Annotated in this window: 14 protein-coding genes and 3 tRNA genes; 14 read left to right on the top strand and 3 right to left on the bottom strand. The window is 46.6% G+C overall.

Going from position 1 to position 16116, the window contains the following annotated elements:
- Positions 1–116: 116 nt before the first annotated feature.
- Positions 117–1652, bottom strand: a complete 1536-nt coding sequence (locus NJR55_RS12885) for a S10 family peptidase (protein ID WP_253620310.1) — start codon at positions 1650–1652, stop codon at positions 117–119.
- A 122-nt stretch (positions 1653–1774) separates the two neighbouring features.
- On the opposite strand from NJR55_RS12885, the gene NJR55_RS12880 reads away from it, so the two are divergent.
- The 8 genes from NJR55_RS12880 (at position 1775) to NJR55_RS12845 (ending at position 9340) form a co-directional block, all read left to right on the top strand.
- Positions 1775–2473: a hypothetical protein gene (locus NJR55_RS12880; RefSeq protein WP_253620309.1), complete on the top strand. Its 699-nt coding sequence runs from the start codon at positions 1775–1777 to the stop codon at positions 2471–2473.
- Between the two features lie 70 nt (positions 2474–2543).
- On the top strand, positions 2544–4565 hold the full coding sequence (locus NJR55_RS12875) for an oxidoreductase (protein WP_338034538.1): 2022 nt from the start codon (positions 2544–2546) through the stop codon (positions 4563–4565).
- Complete coding sequence (locus tag NJR55_RS12870) at positions 4565–5392, top strand: PHP domain-containing protein (RefSeq protein WP_253620308.1); 828 nt, start codon at positions 4565–4567, stop codon at positions 5390–5392. The genes NJR55_RS12875 and NJR55_RS12870 overlap by 1 nt, the downstream gene beginning before the upstream one ends.
- Before the next feature lie 18 nt (positions 5393–5410).
- A complete protein-coding gene (locus NJR55_RS12865; protein WP_110013851.1) occupies positions 5411–6034 on the top strand; it encodes an L-threonylcarbamoyladenylate synthase in 624 nt (207 codons plus the stop codon).
- A gap of 27 nt (positions 6035–6061) precedes the next feature.
- Positions 6062–6877, top strand: a complete 816-nt coding sequence (locus NJR55_RS12860; RefSeq protein ID WP_253620307.1) for a segregation and condensation protein A — start codon at positions 6062–6064, stop codon at positions 6875–6877.
- On the top strand, positions 6858–7430 hold the full coding sequence (scpB, locus tag NJR55_RS12855) for an SMC-Scp complex subunit ScpB (protein ID WP_253620306.1): 573 nt from the start codon (positions 6858–6860) through the stop codon (positions 7428–7430). The genes NJR55_RS12860 and scpB overlap by 20 nt, the downstream gene beginning before the upstream one ends.
- Positions 7430–8290, top strand: coding sequence for a 23S rRNA pseudouridine(2605) synthase RluB (gene rluB, locus NJR55_RS12850; protein ID WP_011234979.1), 861 nt, complete (start codon positions 7430–7432; stop codon positions 8288–8290). Before scpB ends, rluB begins: the two co-directional genes overlap by 1 nt.
- Entirely contained in the window at positions 8291–9340 is a 1050-nt protein-coding gene (locus NJR55_RS12845; protein ID WP_253620305.1) for an agmatine deiminase family protein, read from the top strand. It begins immediately after the preceding gene.
- On the opposite strand, the gene NJR55_RS12840 is transcribed toward NJR55_RS12845, so the two are convergent.
- Both NJR55_RS12840 and NJR55_RS12835 read right to left on the bottom strand, forming a co-directional pair.
- Positions 9337–11181: a tetratricopeptide repeat-containing diguanylate cyclase gene (locus NJR55_RS12840; protein WP_253620304.1), complete on the bottom strand. Its 1845-nt coding sequence runs from the start codon at positions 11179–11181 to the stop codon at positions 9337–9339. The genes NJR55_RS12845 and NJR55_RS12840 overlap by 4 nt on opposite strands.
- 71 nt (positions 11182–11252) lie before the next feature.
- Entirely contained in the window at positions 11253–11972 is a 720-nt protein-coding gene (locus tag NJR55_RS12835; RefSeq protein ID WP_253620303.1) for an SIMPL domain-containing protein, read from the bottom strand.
- A 50-nt stretch (positions 11973–12022) separates the two neighbouring features.
- Here NJR55_RS12835 and NJR55_RS12830 point away from each other — a divergent pair, with 50 nt between their 5' ends.
- The 6 genes from NJR55_RS12830 to NJR55_RS12805 all read left to right on the top strand — a co-directional run bounded on the left by NJR55_RS12830 (position 12023) and on the right by NJR55_RS12805 (position 15957).
- Positions 12023–12490 (top strand): regulatory protein RecX, encoded by a 468-nt coding sequence (locus tag NJR55_RS12830; RefSeq protein WP_253620302.1) that lies wholly within the window; start codon positions 12023–12025, stop codon positions 12488–12490.
- A gap of 81 nt (positions 12491–12571) precedes the next feature.
- Complete coding sequence (gene alaS / locus NJR55_RS12825) at positions 12572–15169, top strand: alanine--tRNA ligase (RefSeq protein ID WP_253620301.1); 2598 nt, start codon at positions 12572–12574, stop codon at positions 15167–15169.
- A gap of 148 nt (positions 15170–15317) precedes the next feature.
- Positions 15318–15506 (top strand): carbon storage regulator CsrA, encoded by a 189-nt coding sequence (gene csrA / locus NJR55_RS12820; protein ID WP_011234973.1) that lies wholly within the window; start codon positions 15318–15320, stop codon positions 15504–15506.
- A 162-nt stretch (positions 15507–15668) separates the two neighbouring features.
- A tRNA-Ser gene (locus NJR55_RS12815) sits at positions 15669–15761 on the top strand.
- Between the two features lie 21 nt (positions 15762–15782).
- A tRNA-Arg gene (locus NJR55_RS12810) sits at positions 15783–15859 on the top strand.
- 21 nt (positions 15860–15880) lie between these two features.
- Positions 15881–15957 (top strand) — tRNA-Arg (locus NJR55_RS12805).
- The last annotated feature ends 159 nt before the right edge of the window (positions 15958–16116 follow it).

The following is a 16116-nucleotide window of genomic DNA, read 5'->3' as shown; positions in this document are numbered from 1 at the left end:
TAAAAACATAAGTTGTATAGCTCTCTTAATTCAATTTAATGCTGACAAACTAACGCTTGCGCGAAAGTCTGTCAATAGTTGTTTTTCTTTCTGTCTATATTCTCTATTTATACTTTCTATTTATATTCTGCCGGCTTGCCTTTTGAATCAGACTTACGAATAAACTCGCGTAAATCATCATTCGCTTTCTCCAGGTCGGCACGACGCAGATACATCATATGACCACTACGGTAACCTTTAAAGTCAATGCGATCAGTCATCTGAGTACTTGGATCCAAATGCCAGGTTGTGTACTTCGCGTCGAAATAGTTGGTTGCACCGTCAAAGTAACCTGACTGTACTAATACATTCAGGTAAGGGTTTTGTGCCATGGCCTGGCGCAGTTGTTTACCAGTGTTGTTGTTGCTGCGATCCCACGGATGAACTGGACCAAACATGTTGTATTTAATGTCGGTCACAAAATTTAACTCTTCACGCAGGTAGTAATTAATGGCCGGGGTGAATGAATGCAACCATGAAGTCAGCTCGGCGTTATAATCCGGACGGTCGCCGGCGCGCTTTTCATCAAGACCCAGGTAGCGCGAGTCCAGACGCCCAATGGTGCGGTCACGGTCACGAAGTAACTCTTTCCAGAAGTACCAGGTGCTTGGCGCTAAGTTGTTATCCAGCACAGCTTGCTTTGAAAGTCCTGAGTATTTAGCCACTTGTTCCGCCATTTGTTCACGTGCGTCATCTGGTAGCATGGAGCCCTTGGCTAACGCTGGTAAATACTCGTTCAGAGTGAAACTTTCTACTTCAGGCAATAATTCGTCTAAATCTTTACTCTGTAAAGCTTCTGGCAGTGCGTCGTGATACCAGGCGGCTGCCGCAAAGTAAGGTAACTGGTTAGCTTGTTTTACCGGGCCGTCGCGGTCAATGCCGATATCAGTTGGTGAAACCAGAACTACACCGTTCAAATACATCCACTGGCTATTCTGAAGTTCTAGTGCAAGACCTGATACACGGGTTGTGCCGTAGCTTTCACCAATTAGGTACTTAGGCGATTGCCAGCGGTTCATCCGAGAGGTAAAAGTGTTCATCCATTCAGCCAGGTATTTCACATCGGCATTAACGCCAAAGAACATGTCTTTTTGCTTCTCGCGAGACGGCATTTCGCCTTCTTCATTCGGCAGTACGCGTGAATACCCAGTGTTGACCGGGTTGATAAATACAATGTCAGCAACATCGAGAATGGAATGTGGGTTGTCCTGCACACCGTATGGCTGAATCGGGTAACCTTCGTCACTCAGGTTTAAAACCTTCGGGCCGGTGTAGGCAATATGCATCCAGACCGATGCCGAGCCCGGACCGCCGTTAAAAGAATACACAATAGGTCTTGATTCACGGTTATCAACATCCTGACGTTCATAATAGGTGTAGAATAACGACGCTGTTGGATTACCTTCGTCATCCCAAACTGGTTGGGTGCCTGCCGTAGCTGTGTAGTCTACGGTTTCGCCGTTAATTTCCACGCTGTGTTCGGTCACAACTTCGGTGTCTACCGGCAGCATGAGCTTGTGGTTATTCGGTGCTTCTTCTGCAATAACGGGGGCAGAAACGATTGAGCAGCCCATTAAAGTTAAAGAGGCAGCTAAAGCGAGACTCTTTCGCATAATATTGTTCTCCGTTTTTATAATCTTGCCTCAGATTAACAAATAATTACTTTAAAGAGTCAAAGGTTATGCGATTATTGGGTTTATTCCTGCGACTGGAACCTATTTGAATGAGGTCATCAATGAAATTTACAAATATTACGCGGGCGGCTTGTTGGTTAGTTCTACCTCTGATTAGTTTCTCATCTGCGGCTCAGAATTTATCTGATGCTATGAAAGAAGGCCTGCAAGTAATGGCTTCAGAGCAGTTGAATGCGGATCTGGAAGTTGGTGAACTTGAGGTTAACTCTTTAACCAATGGCCTGACGGCAAATAATGTTCGCTTTGCGACCCGGGTCAAAGCCTTGTCTGAGCCGGAGAATCAACTTCTACTGGCTAATCAATTAATGCTAACCGGTGACTGGCAGGCACTTGGCAGCAGCCGTGTGGATATTTCTAAAATTGAGATGTCCGGCGCTCAGTTAACTGTCGCATATTACGATACGGGGCGCTCAAACCTGCATGAATTTCTAAAGCAAATGAGTGGTGTTAAAGTTCAAAAAGTGAATTCGGTGCCTTTAAACTGGCGGGTTGATGAGTGGTTGATGGAAGACGTCACCATTAATTTATTTGATAAAGGTGAGCCAATTTTAAGTGTGCATGTTGACCAGCTTAAATTGAAAGACCTGCAGTCAATGCAGGATGCGAATGATCAGGTGCAGGAGCTGCTTTGGCCGATTATCGAGCAGGTTTCGAAACAAGTGCGTAACGGAAACCCTAACGTACAAGTAGATAGTATGGCGCTTTCACGGTTCTTGTTACGCGAAGCTATGGCGTTCTGAGCTTGAGTTAAACGGGTTTAAGCAGTAAAGTTAGGAAAAGTTAAACACCCGTTTAAAATATGAGGTTGGCGTGGAAAAATCATACCCAAATTTACTGAAACCCCTGGACCTTGGTTTTACGACATTGAAAAACCGGGTCTTGATGGGCTCAATGCATACAGGCCTGGAAGAAGAAAAAAATGGCTTTAGTAAATTAGCCAGCTTTTATGAAGAGCGAGCCAAAGGTGGTGTGGGGCTTATTGTCACCGGAGGTATCAGCCCTAACTTTCGGGGGCGTCTGGCGCCTTTTGGCAGTGAAATGTCCAAACCCTGGCACGTGGGCAAACACCGTCAGGTAACCGATGCCGTTCATAAATATGGCAGTAAAATATGCCTGCAACTTTTGCATGCCGGGCGTTACAGCTATCATCCGTTTTCCTTGGCTCCCAGCGCTATAAAAGCCCCAATAAACCCGTTCAAGCCAAAAGCCATGTCGGAGCGCCAGATTTTAAAGACTATTAAGCATTACGCCCGCGGCGCGAAGCTGGCGCAAAAGGCTGGCTACGATGGTGTCGAAATTATGGGCTCGGAAGGTTACTTGATTAACCAGTTTTTATGCCCAAGAACCAATAAGCGTGACGACGGCTGGGGCGGCAGCTTCGAAAACCGTATGCGTTTTCCGCTGGAAATTGTCAAAGCTGTACGCGCGGCTGTGGGTGAAAAATCGATTATTATTTTCCGTTTATCGATGCTGGATTTAGTTGAAGACGGTCATCAGCTGGATGAAGTTCTGCAACTGGGCAAGCTGCTGGAGCAAGCGGGCGTTACTATCATTAATACGGGGATTGGTTGGCATGAGGCCCGGGTACCAACCATTGTTACCTCGGTACCACGTGGCGCCTTTAGCTGGATAACCGAGCGCGTACGCAGAGAATTATCGGTTCCTGTGGTTGCCGTTAACCGGATTAACACACCGGAAATTGCCGAGCATATTTTAGAAAGCAATCAGGCGGATATGGTGTCCATGGCGCGACCGTTACTGGCTGACCCGGAGTTTGTGAAAAAAGCAGAACAAGGCCAGTCTGAACGTATTAATACCTGCATTGCCTGTAACCAGGCTTGTCTTGATCATGTGTTTGAGAATAAAAGAGCGTCCTGTTTGGTTAACCCCAGAGCCTGTTTTGAGCAGGAACTGGTCATGAAGCCGGCGGAGCAGAAAAAGCGCATTGCGGTAATCGGCTCAGGGCCTGCTGGTCTGGCGTTTGCCTGTAATGCTGCAGAGCGCGGCCATCAGGTCGATTTGTACGACAAGTCCGAAGAAATTGGCGGTCAGTTTAACTACGCTAAACAGATTCCGGGTAAAGAAGAGTTTTATGAAACCCTGCGCTACTTTAAGTACCGTCTGGAAGACACTGGAGTTAATTTGAAGCTTGGAAAAGAGCAGACTTGCGAAGGGTTGCTGGCAGAAAAATACGACGATGTGGTTTTGGCAACCGGTGTCAGTCCTCGCCAGGTAGATATCCCGGGTGTTGATTTGCCGCATGTGCTGGGTTACTTAGATGTCTTACGCGATCACAAAGTTGTGGGTAAAAAAGTGGCTGTGATTGGTGCCGGTGGTATTGGTTTTGATGTATCTGAATACCTGACCACCGAAAAGTCACTGACACTGGATGAACCAGAATGGTCAGAGCGCTGGGGTATTGATAAAAGCTACAGTGATCGCGGCGGTCTGAAACCGCAGCAGCCAGAGCAGAGTACGCGTCAGGTTTGGTTGCTTCAGCGTAAAGAGAGCAAAGTCGGTAAGGGGTTAGGTAAAACCTCTGGCTGGGTTCATCGTAACGAGCTAAAAAGTAAGTCTGTGAATATGTGGAATGGGGTGACCTATCATCGCATTGTGCCAGAAGGTATTGAAATAGAACGTGAAGGTGAAAAACAATTGCTGGAAGTTGATAACGTCATTATTTGTGCGGGGCAGGTACCGCAACGCTCCTTGCACGACGCGTTGAAGTCGGCCGGCCAGGCTGTGCACTTAATTGGTGGCGCCGATGTAGCTGCCGAGCTCGACGCCAAACGTGCGATTCGTCAGGGTACAGAACTGGCGGCGGAGATTTAATGCCAGTTTACGATTTGCATTGTCACAGCACCTGTTCTGATGGCTCTTTGTCGGTGTCGGAGCTTGTGCTGCGCGCCTGTGAGCAGAACGTCGATGTACTGGCTATAACCGACCATGACTGCGTTGACGGGCTGGCAGAAGCTAGCCGTCTTATCGAACACGAAAATTTGCCAATTGAACTGGTGAACGGTGTTGAAATTAGTTGTCGTTGGCACAGCTTTGAAATTCATATTGTTGGACTTAATATTGACCCCGATGCGGAACCTTTAAAGGCTTTACTGAGCGAACAACAGCAACGTCGTTATGAGAGATTCGATGCTATGCTGGAAAAATTATACCAGCGTGGTGTCAGCTTATCGGCAGAAGAATGCCAAACGGAGGGTATGCCAACACGTAAGCACATTGCCGACGCTATGGTACGAAAAGGTATTGTCAGCAATCCACAAAAAGCTTTTGACCGCTTTATTGGCAAAGGTAACAGCGCTTATGTAAATCCTGAATGGTGCGATATTCCCACCGCCATAGAAGCCATTCACGGCGCCGGAGGGAAAGCCGTACTGGCGCATCCTCACGGCTACAAAATGTCGAATAAATGGTTGCGCAAGCTTTTAATAGAAGGCAAAGAGTGGGGACTCGATGCCATGGAAGTCAGTTTGTGTCAGCAGTCCCCTGGTCACCGTGATGCCCTGGCCAAAATGAGCCAGGAATATGGCCTGTTAGCCTCGCAGGGCTCGGATTTTCACTATCCGGGGAATTGGCGCGAATTGGGTAAAAATCTTTGTCTGCCAGCGGACTGTGTGCCAATATGGGAGCATTGGTCACAGTAGAAGGATTGAGGTGAGATTATGAGTCAATATTTTGAAATTCATCCGGAAAATCCTCAGGCACGTTTAATTCAGCAGTCGGTTCAAATTATTCGTAAAAGTGGGGTGGTGGTTTACCCCACCGACTCAGGTTATGCCATTGGTTGTCAAATTGGTGATAAAGCAGCGGCTGATCGTATTTGTCAGATTCGTGAAATAGACAAAGAGCACAACTTTACTCTGATGTGCCGTGACTTATCTGAGCTTGCAACTTATGCCCGGGTTGATAACGATGCCTTTCGATTACTGAAAAACAACACCCCCGGACCTTACACTTTTATTCTTAAAGGAACGAAAGAGGTTCCCAAGCGGCTGTTGAACCCTAAACGTAAAACTATCGGTATACGGGTTCCAACGAATCGTATCGCAATGGCCTTGTTGGAAGAGTTAAATGAACCATTAATGTCGACCAGCTTGATCCTTGGCGAAGGAATGTTGGCTGAATCTGATCCGGAAGAGATTCGGGATAAGCTGGAAAAGCTGGTGGATTTAATTATTGATGGTGGCCATAAAGGTGAAGAGCCAACGACGGTTGTAGATTTATCTGAGGGGGCACCGACCATTCGTCGTGAAGGTTCCGGAGACGTAGAGCCTTTTGATTTTTAGTCAGTTAGACAGGCATTCGGTTTAATTATGGCGGAACAACAGTCACTGCCTTTAGGCTTTGTTCGCGGCGAGCCGGTTATAGAAAAGCCTGAAGACCTCTATATACCACCGGATGCGCTGGAAGTTATACTCGATACTTTCAGTGGTCCGATGGATCTGTTGTTGTATTTAATTCGCAAGCAAAAGCTGGATATTGTGGACATGCCTATTCTGGCAATTACTCGGCAATATGTTGAGTATGTGGACATGATGCAAGAGCTGAAGCTGGAGCTTGCTGCCGATTATTTAGTGATGGCTGCCATTCTTGCCGAAATAAAAAGCCGTTTGCTGTTACCAAAACCTCCTCAGGAAGAGGATGAAGAAGAAGATCCGAGAGCGGAGCTCATAAGACGCCTGCAGGAATATGAGGCGATACGCCAGGGTGCTGAATATATTGACCAGCAACCGCAGGTAGGGCGCGACATTTTATTGAGCGAAGTAGCGAGTAATGCTCGCGAGTGGGTAACGGCAGTGCCGCCGGAAGTTACTCTTGAAGACTTAACGCTTGCTTTTAGTCGCGTGCTACAACAAGTTGAGTTAAAAGCTCATCACCAGATAAAGCGCGAGCAACTGTCGACACGAGCGCGGATGAGTCAGGTACTGGAGTTGTTGAGCCATAAAAAATACGTTTCTTTTAGCCAGCTTTTTACCCGAAAAGAAGGTCGCGCCGGAGCTGTGGTCAGTTTTTTAGCAATTTTGGAACTTGTGAAAGAATCAATGGTAGAATTGTCACAAGTAGAGCCTATGAGTGATATTCGCCTGAGTTTGAGACAGCACAATCAAGATGAATCCGTTACAGCTTAAACAACTTATTGAAGCGGCCTTGTTTGCGCACCCGCAGCCGTTATCAGCTGAGCAGCTGTATCAGCTGTTGCTGAATGAGGGCGAGGCCTCGCTGGCGGCTATAAGACAACAACTTAAAGAGTTACAGTCAGACTACCAGGAACGCGGTATTGAGTTGGTAAAAGTGGCTTCCGGTTACCGTTTTCAAACACGGGCTGAGCTGGGACAGAGGTTAGCCGGGCTTTGGCAGGAGAAACCGCCTCGTTACTCAAACGCTTTGCTGGAAACTTTGGCGTTAATTGTTTACCGACAACCTATTACGCGTGGTGAAATTGAACAAATACGTGGTGTCAGTGTCAGTAGCCAAATAATGAAGACATTGCAGGAACGGGGCTGGATTAAGGTTGTAGGGCACAAAGAAGTGCCGGGAAGACCTCAGCTTTATGCCAGCACTAACGATTTTTTAGATGATTTTAATTTAAGTGACTTATCAGAATTACCTGATATCGACACACTTAATGAAGATGATGAACGTACCGCTGAGACAGCGACTAACGAGAGAGATGATTCGTAATGACCGAGAAATTACAAAAGGTTTTAGCCCGATCTGGACATGGTTCACGCCGCGAAATTGAAACAAAAATTTCAGCCGGCCGAATTCGTGTGAACGGCAAAGTAGCACAATTGGGTGAGCGTATTGATGCCGACGCAAAAGTACGCATTGATGGCCACGAAGTTCAGATTAAACCTGAAGAAGAGGTCATTTGCCGAGTTTTGATTTATCACAAGCCTGAAGGCGAGTTGTGTACGCGCAAGGATCCGGAGGGACGGCCGACCGTTTATGACCGCTTGCCAAGAATGAGTGGTGCGCGTTGGGTCGCTGTGGGGCGGCTTGACGTGAATACCTCGGGTCTGTTGTTGTTCACTACTGACGGTGAACTTGCTAATCGCCTGATGCACCCCAGCCAGCAGGTTGAACGTGAATACGCGGTACGGGTGTTTGGTGACGTTGATGAAGCTATGATGCAACGCCTGAGAAAAGGCGTGCAACTGGAAGATGGCCCTGCGCATTTTAATAGCATAAAGCCTGCTGGCGGCGATGGCATGAATAGATGGTTCCATGTAACCATCAGTGAAGGGCGTAATCGTGAAGTTCGTCGCTTGTGGGAATCGCAGGAAGTACAAGTGAGTCGTCTTATCCGTGTTCGCTATGGCGATATTCCTCTGGAACCCGGCTTGCCGCAAGGTGGCTGGGCAGAAATGTCATTGCCTCAGGTCAACGCGTTAAGAGCTCAGGTTAACTTACCGGCGGAAAAAGAGTCGTTTCTCGACCCTCGTCATGAAGAGTCAAAACAGCGCCGTTTTGCGAAAATCCGTAAAGCCACAGCCCGTCACAGACTGGATAAAAAACAGAGTAAACGACGGGGTAAGTAAGTGACCACTACTGCACGCTGGTTACCTGATTTTATGGAAAACCAGCGCTTGTTGCTGGCCTGGCCATACCGGGGGGATGTCTGGCGTAAGCAAGCCGGGCCAGCTCGTGACGCTCTCATAAAGCTAATAAAGCAATTACCTGATAACACGCCGGTTTCGCTCGTTGTTCCTGCGAGCATAAGCGACAGTGTACCCGAGGCACTTAAGTCCGTTCAGCGCATTGAAATTGATTACGACGATATCTGGCTACGCGATACTGCGCCACTGTGGCAATTAAATAGCGACGGACAGTTGGCTGCATTGTCTTTTGATTTTGATGGCTGGGGTGGCGTTCAGGATGTTATTGCGACTGATAAAATTTTTGCTAAGAGGTTGTGCTCTCGGTTAAGGCGTCCAGTCGTAAGTAGTCAACTTATTGCGGAAGGCGGCGCTTTTACGCACAACGGTCAGGGTGACTGGCTCATTGGCCTGGCCTGTATTAAGCAGCGAAACCCGAAAATGACAGAGCGGGAGATAAAGTCCTTATTAGACAAATTGTTGCCCGGGCAGCGGTTACACTTTTTTGATGGTGCATTGGTTGCTGATGAAACGGGCGGGCATATTGATAATATGGCGTTATTCGTTGACGCTAATACTTTGTTGTATGCTGCCACCGATAGTACTGCGCACCCTGATTATAAAACCTGTCAGGCGCTTAAAAGGCAACTGGATAAACTGCCTGCTTATATTCGAACCATTCCGTTACCTTTGCCGCTTCCACAAATGCCTGCTTGTGAAGAGAGAGAGGAGGTTGAGCTTACATCGTCTAGCTTAAAACGTACCGTTGAACTGCCTTTACTATGCAGTTATGTGAATGTTTTGCAAACGAGTAGGTTTGTTGCGGTACCTCAATTTGGTTTAAGCACAGACGCTGATGCCTTGCTGACTATTCGCGAGGCTCTTCCGCAGCGCAAGGTTATTGCCGTGGACGCCCGTGAATTTGTCTTAGGGGGCGGTGGTTTGCATTGTATCAGTCATAATTTGCCTGAATTTAAGGCTGATGAGCTTTAATCAGTGATGATTAGGCGCTCCCGGCCTTTATCCTTAGCTTCGAACAAAACATCATCCGCACGTTTATAAAGAGAGTCAAAGCTATCTTCCGGGTGAGCGTTGGTGAAGCCCATACTGAAGGTTATTCGGTAATCTTCCGGTAAACCGCTAATAGGCTTACTGTTCATTTCCTGAGTAATGCGCTCAAAAATGTTTTTCGCGTCCTCTTTACTGACATCGAAAAAGACCAGCAGCCACTCTTCGCCTCCCAGGCGACCGAAGTTATCCTGATCACGCAGACTGAGTTTGGCAACTTCAGCAAAACGTTGTAAAACGCGGTCACCAACGTCGTGACCGAACTGATCATTTATTGCCTTAAAGTAATCAAAGTCGACAACGGCCAGGGCTAACTGACGTTGTTGTTCGCGAGCTTGCTCCAGACCTTTCTTACAAATACGAACGATAGCACGTCGATTCGGCGCGTTAGTTAAATCGTCTTTTAATGCCAGTTCGGCGAAGTTCTTACGAGCCCGCCATTGCTGATAGAGAAAAGCCGAAACAATAATAACCACTAAAAGGCCTGAAATAATGATCCACACCAACAGATAGTATGAGGTTTGCTGCTCTTGCAGTTCTAACTGCTGCAACTGATTTTCTTTTTTTAGTAACTCATTGGTGGTTTCCTGCTCTTTAATTTCCAAGCGCACCATAATTTCCTGTACTTGTTTATCCTGAGTTTGCTCTCTTACTTTCTGCATATAACTGACAGAAGTTTTGTAATGCTCCAGAGCTGCTTTATAATTTTCTCGACTCTGATAATACTCAGACCAGCGCTCATTCAGGGTTTGATACAATTGATCATCAGCTAATGTGTTAATAACCGAACTGGCATCTTCCAGTTCAGCTAGCGCATTTTCAAGTTCGTTGGTGCCTAAATACGCCGAAACCATGGCTAGCCGGCTTTGTGCTTCCATAGGATGGGCTCCGGCCGACTTAAATTGCGGCATAGCTCTATTGAGGCGTTCTAAACCCTGTTGATAACTTTCGTTTTCGATATCAATTGAGGCCATTTGGAAGAGGGCGTAAGCGACGCCAAGATCATCGTTAATTGCTTTACTGATTTCTAAAGCCGTCTCGAAATGCTGTCTGGCTTTTTCATCATTTCCGGCGGCTTGATAACCAGTGGCTAAATTGTACTCGAGTACGGAAACATCCCATTGACCTAAATGTTCTCTGCTGATGTCGAGTGCATCCTGAATGTGTTCCAAGCCAATATCGTTTGCGCCGACATCGAGATAAATAGAACCAATTAGAGCGTGAAATTCTACCTGCAACCTGGGGTGTGCAGTGTAGGCATTACGATTGAGCTGCTCCAGAGTTTGAAGTGCACGGGCTATATCCCCAGTATTCTGCATCACTTGTGCATGAAGTATGTCTGCTTCTATTTGTAAATCTTTATTACCTGATGCCTTAGCGTTTTCTATTGCATAGATAATGCTGGTGTTGGCCTGACGAAGTTGACCTCTTTGTAAAAAATACCATGTTTGGTTAATTCTCAGTAGAGTTTTTGCAATCTTTGAGTCTGCCAGCTCAGCAAAACGCAAGCCCTCATCGATAGCTGCATGTACTTTACTTTCATGGCCGGAATATCGGTAGGCTTCAACTTGCAGTGCATAAGCCATTGCCAGTTCTTCAAACTGGCGCTGGTCGTCGTACTTTTCTATTAATTCCGAAGTCTTTTTTATCCAGGCGTCCGGGTTACTGCTGGCATCAACACGTTGCTGTTGCCACTCCTGAGCTGAAACTAATGAAGTGACAGCGAGTAAAGTGATAAATAAAAGACTCTGAATTTTTAGGAACAAAATGGCTCTTTCTGTTATAAAATTGTTAGAAGTTAAGCCATTTTACTCCGAGTGCCCAACATAGCAATGATTTAATTGTCAGAGTCCGACTGAGTTTGGGTTGAGAATATAACCTCTACCTGTGCCTCAATGGTTTGCTGTCCGGGTAATGAAACTTTATCGGAGCGGGTGTTCATTTCTGCCATTTGCATGACCATCGGTCGTGACATAGAACGTTCCGCGATACTTAATGTTCCCGTCAGCTCTAGACCCGCAGCGGCAGCTAAGCGCTCGGCTTTATTTTTTGCTTGTTCATAAGCGTTGATCAGTGCTTGTTGATACAAACCCTGCTGGTCACTAATTTCAAAGCGAACCTGGCCAACGCGAGTGATTCCGCGCGCCAGCGCTAAGTCGATAATATCGTCGTAGTTTTCGGGCTCTAGCAAAGTGACCTGAACTTCGCGTTGAACGACAAAACCATTTTGTTCTGTTTTCCCGTCATCGTTTTGTTCATATCGAGGGTAAATTTGTAGTTGGTAAGAACGAATATCTTTGTCTTCTATACCTTTACTATTCAGATCGTTAATTAAGCGGCTAGTGGTGTTATCGACTAATGTTTTTTGTGAGCTGAGTTTATTCCCGCGTTCTTCTATCCAAAAAGTCAGTGACATTTGATCCGGAATAGCAGAAACACTGCCGCTGCCGGATATTGATAAGGTGCGCTCGTCTGCTTGAGCGAAAGTGGTAAATCCTGCGGTAAGAAAGGCAAGACAAATGAAGAGAAACCTTGATTTTGAATTACTCTGAGTCATATTAAGCATCCTTAGACCAAATTCCATAGTTAGGTGTTGGAGTATAGACCATGGACGAAAGTTCAGAGTATGACGAAAAAGCCTTGCGGGATAGTGCCTTTCGTTTGCTGGCAATGCGCGAGCAGAGCGGAACTGAATTAAAGCGGAAATTAATCCAGAAGCAATGGCCTGCAGAAATGGTAAATCGCGTTGTTGACGAGCTAAACAAGGAGGGGTGGCAGAGTGACGAACGCTTCGCCGGTAGCTTTATTCGAGAAAAAGTAGGGCAGAAGCAGGGGCGGTTAAAAATCATGGCACAAGCCACCCAACAAAAAGGTGTTGCTCCGGAAATTGTTGAGAACGTGTTCGAATCCATGGAAGTTGACTGGTTTGAGTTGTGTGCAGAACTGAAGCAGAAAAAGTTTGGCGATGATGACCCGGCGGATGAAAAAGAATGGAATCGGCAAGTTCGTTTTTTACAGCAGCGAGGCTTTACTCCGGAGCAAATTTTCGCTTGCGTCAATCGACCACGACGCTAGGCTAGACGGCTACTTCGTGATAGTCTTAGAGCATTAAAACCTTGATCCAAAGTCACTCAGTTAAGAAAAGTAGGACTCAATATGAGCATGAACAGTGCCCAAATTCGTGATGCATTTTTAAATTACTTTGCTGAACGAGGACACGAAAAAGTTCCTTCAGCATCAATGATTCCCGGCAACGATCCCACCTTGTTATTTACCAATGCAGGTATGGTTCCATTTAAAGACGTTTTTCTGGGTACTGATAAACGTCGTTATGATAAAGCCACTTCTGCGCAGCGTTGTCTGCGTGCCGGCGGTAAACATAACGATTTAGAGAATGTTGGGTACACAGCCCGTCATCACACTTTCTTTGAAATGATGGGTAACTTCAGTTTTGGTGACTATTTTAAAAAACAAGCCATTCAGTATGCCTGGGACTTTTTAACCAAAGAGTTGAAGCTGCCGGCTGAAAAGCTCTGGGTAACAGTGTTCACCGAAGATGATGAAGCCTATGACATATGGGCTAAAGATATTGGCGTACCGGAAGATCGTATTTCGCGTATTGGTGAAAAAGACAACTTCTGGTCTATGGGTGACACCGGGCCTTGTGGTCCATGCTCTGAAGTGTTTTATGACCACGGTGAAGAAGTATGGGGCGGTCCTCCGGGAACCCCTGAAGAAGACGGTGATCGTTACATCGAGATTTGGAACCTGGTCTTTATGCAATATAACCGTCAGGCTGACGGTACCTTAGAGCCTTTGCCTGATCCTTCCATTGATACGGGCATGGGGCTGGAGCGTATTTCTGCCATTATGCAGAACGTTCACAGTAACTATGAAATTGATTTGTTCCAGGCGCTGATTAAAGCGGCGGCTGAAATTATTGGCACCGATGATCTGGATAATAAATCATTACGCGTTATCGCCGATCATATTCGTTCATGCTCCTTCTTGATTACCGATGGTGTTATGCCATCAAACGAAGGCCGCGGTTATGTTCTGCGCCGTATAATACGCAGAGCCGTGCGGCACGGGCACTTACTGGGCGCTAAAGACACCTTCTTTTTCCGTTTGGTAGACGAGTTGGCTCGTCAGATGGGTGAAGCGTATCCTGAACTGGAGCAGAAGAAGCAAATTATTAAAGACGCCCTGGAACGCGAAGAGCAGCAGTTTGCGCGCACACTTGAGCGTGGCCTGGCAATTTTGTCAGACGAAATTGCCGAGCTGAAAGGTAATGTCATACCGGGCGACGTGGTATTCAAACTCTATGACACTTATGGCTTTCCGGTTGATTTAACTGCAGATATTGCCCGTGAGCAGGAATTAACAGTTGATGAACAAGGCTTCGAGCAGGCTATGTCAGAGCAGCGTCAGCGGGCTCAACAAGCTTCTCAGTTTGGCATGGATTATAATCAACAGCTTAAATCTGACAATAAAACCGCATTTACTGGTTACGATAACGTTGCCGGGCAGGCAAAAGTGGTCGAGTTATTTAAGGATGGTAAGCCGGTAGAGCAGTTGCAGGCGGGCGATAACGGCATTGTGGTTTTATCAGAAACGCCGTTTTATGCAGAAAGTGGTGGTCAGATTGGCGACAAAGGTATTTTGGTTGCCAACGGACCGGCATTTGAAGTCACAGACACTCAATACATTGGTAAAGCGATAGCGCACCACGGCGTAGCGAAAGCTGCGGTTAAGCTCAACGACAGCGTAAAAGCTGAAATTGATTCTGAGCGTCGGGAGAATATTAAACGCAACCACTCGGCAACACATTTGCTGCACGCAGCGCTTAGAAACTTGCTGGGCGAGCACGTTACGCAAAAAGGTTCTTTGGTCGAAGCGGACAAAATGCGTTTTGATTTCTCGCACTTTGAACCTGTGACGACTGAGCAGTTGGCTCAATTAGAGCGTGAGGTAAATGCACAAGTTCGCGCTAACCTGCCACTGCAAACCGAGCTTATGGCCATTGATGAAGCAAAAGAAGCCGGCGCAATGGCTTTGTTTGGCGAAAAGTATGACGAGCAAGTACGAGTTGTGCGCATGGGGGATTTCTCCATGGAGCTATGCGGCGGTACTCATGTCAAAGCTACAGGCGATATCGGTTTATTCAGAATAACCTCAGAAGGCGGTATTGCTTCTGGTGTGCGTCGTATTGAAGTGGTAACCGGAGAAGCCGCAGTACGGTATACTCAGCAGCAGCAAAGTGTATTGCAGAAAATTGCTGGAGAGTTGAAGACAGAACCAAGCTCTGTGGCCGATAAAGTCCAGCAGTTGCAGCATAAGTTCCGTGAATTAGAGCGTAAGAACGAGCAACTGCAACAAAAACTGGCACAGCAGGCCGGTGGTGGATTAATCGCTCAGGCTGTTGATATTAATGGGGTTAAAGCAATCATTGCAGAGCTAGATCAGGCCGATCCGAAATCTTTGCGCGGATTAGTTGATGATCTGAAGAACCAAATGGGCTCAGGCATCGTATTATTGGGAACTGCAAACGGTGATAAAGTCAGTTTAATTGCTGGCGTTACTACCGATTTAACGTCTAAAGTTAAAGCAGGAGATATCGTGAATCAGGCTGCAAATGTTGTCGGCGGCAAGGGCGGAGGTCGCCCTGATATGGCGCAGGCAGGTGGTTCACTCCCGGAACAGCTAAATGAGGCATTGGCTACTGCGACAACTTGGTTACAGCAACAGCTTTAGCTTTCTCTGTAAGAGTTCAAAACACAACGAAGGATTATGCGCTTCGTTATAGTGTAATCACTCTCAGTGTTGGTAGACTGCTTACGCCAGTTCAGGGAAAAGTTCGATATTCGCGGTAAGAATCGGAACAGTATTGAAGGAGCAATCTATGCTAATTTTAACTCGCCGTGTAGGTGAAACATTAATGATAGGTGATGATGTTTCGGTCACCGTTCTCGGCGTTAAGGGAAACCAAGTACGTATTGGTGTTAATGCCCCGAAAGACGTTTCCGTTCATCGCGAAGAAATATACATGCGTATTCAGTCTGAAAAAGACGATGAGCAAGATAAAGAATAAGTGATTAGACAAGACCGGCGAAAGCCGGTCTTTTTTTATGTTTTTGAGCATTCTGAAGAAAAATCACACGAGATGGTCAATTATCCCACACTTAAACCCTAGTTTTTAAAAAAGCGATTGACATTATTGCCAACATCGCTAGAATTCACGCCACAACGATTTGGAGAGGTGGCCGAGTGGCTGAAGGCGCTCCCCTGCTAAGGGAGTATAGGGTTTGTAGCCCTATCGAGGGTTCGAATCCCTCCCTCTCCGCCAGTCGTTTACAGTAACAATTACGCGCTCGTAGCTCAGCTGGATAGAGTACCTGGCTACGAACCAGGCGGTCGGAGGTTCGAATCCTCCCGAGCGCGCCATATTGTTACTAACCTGAATACGCGCTCGTAGCTCAACTGGATAGAGTACCTGGCTACGAACCAGGCGGTTGGAGGTTCGAGTCCTCCCGAGCGCGCCATTCTTCTTTATATCCCCTTTATTATCTTCTTTGCTCATTAGTCCGTTTGAATACTTTTTAATCTCATTTAAATCCTGAATACCCACTATTTACTGCTGTATCTCCTTGCGTGACTTGCTACCATGGTATTTAATAATTTTATAACAATACCTTAGCAAC

The sequence above is a fragment of the Idiomarina rhizosphaerae genome (assembly GCF_024159085.1).
Taxonomy (GTDB): domain Bacteria; phylum Pseudomonadota; class Gammaproteobacteria; order Enterobacterales; family Alteromonadaceae; genus Idiomarina; species Idiomarina rhizosphaerae.
The sequence above is the reverse complement of the archived record's forward strand: the minus strand, read 5'-3'. Positions and strand labels throughout refer to the sequence as shown.

What these genes read in the sequence shown, in the direction of transcription:
- NJR55_RS12830 (WP_253620302.1), top strand. Translation starts at nt 12,023, where the DNA reads ATGGACGAAAGTTCAGAGTATGACGAAAAAGCCTTGCGGGATAGTGCC.
- NJR55_RS12835 (WP_253620303.1), bottom strand. Translation starts at nt 11,972, where the DNA reads ATGACTCAGAGTAATTCAAAATCAAGGTTTCTCTTCATTTGTCTTGCC.
- scpB (WP_253620306.1), top strand. Translation starts at nt 6,858, where the DNA reads ATGAATCCGTTACAGCTTAAACAACTTATTGAAGCGGCCTTGTTTGCG.
- NJR55_RS12880 (WP_253620309.1), top strand. Translation starts at nt 1,775, where the DNA reads ATGAAATTTACAAATATTACGCGGGCGGCTTGTTGGTTAGTTCTACCT.
- alaS (WP_253620301.1), top strand. Translation starts at nt 12,572, where the DNA reads ATGAGCATGAACAGTGCCCAAATTCGTGATGCATTTTTAAATTACTTT.
- NJR55_RS12865 (WP_110013851.1), top strand. Translation starts at nt 5,411, where the DNA reads ATGAGTCAATATTTTGAAATTCATCCGGAAAATCCTCAGGCACGTTTA.
- NJR55_RS12885 (WP_253620310.1), bottom strand. Translation starts at nt 1,652, where the DNA reads ATGCGAAAGAGTCTCGCTTTAGCTGCCTCTTTAACTTTAATGGGCTGC.
- csrA (WP_011234973.1), top strand. Translation starts at nt 15,318, where the DNA reads ATGCTAATTTTAACTCGCCGTGTAGGTGAAACATTAATGATAGGTGAT.
- NJR55_RS12870 (WP_253620308.1), top strand. Translation starts at nt 4,565, where the DNA reads ATGCCAGTTTACGATTTGCATTGTCACAGCACCTGTTCTGATGGCTCT.
- NJR55_RS12860 (WP_253620307.1), top strand. Translation starts at nt 6,062, where the DNA reads ATGGCGGAACAACAGTCACTGCCTTTAGGCTTTGTTCGCGGCGAGCCG.
- rluB (WP_011234979.1), top strand. Translation starts at nt 7,430, where the DNA reads ATGACCGAGAAATTACAAAAGGTTTTAGCCCGATCTGGACATGGTTCA.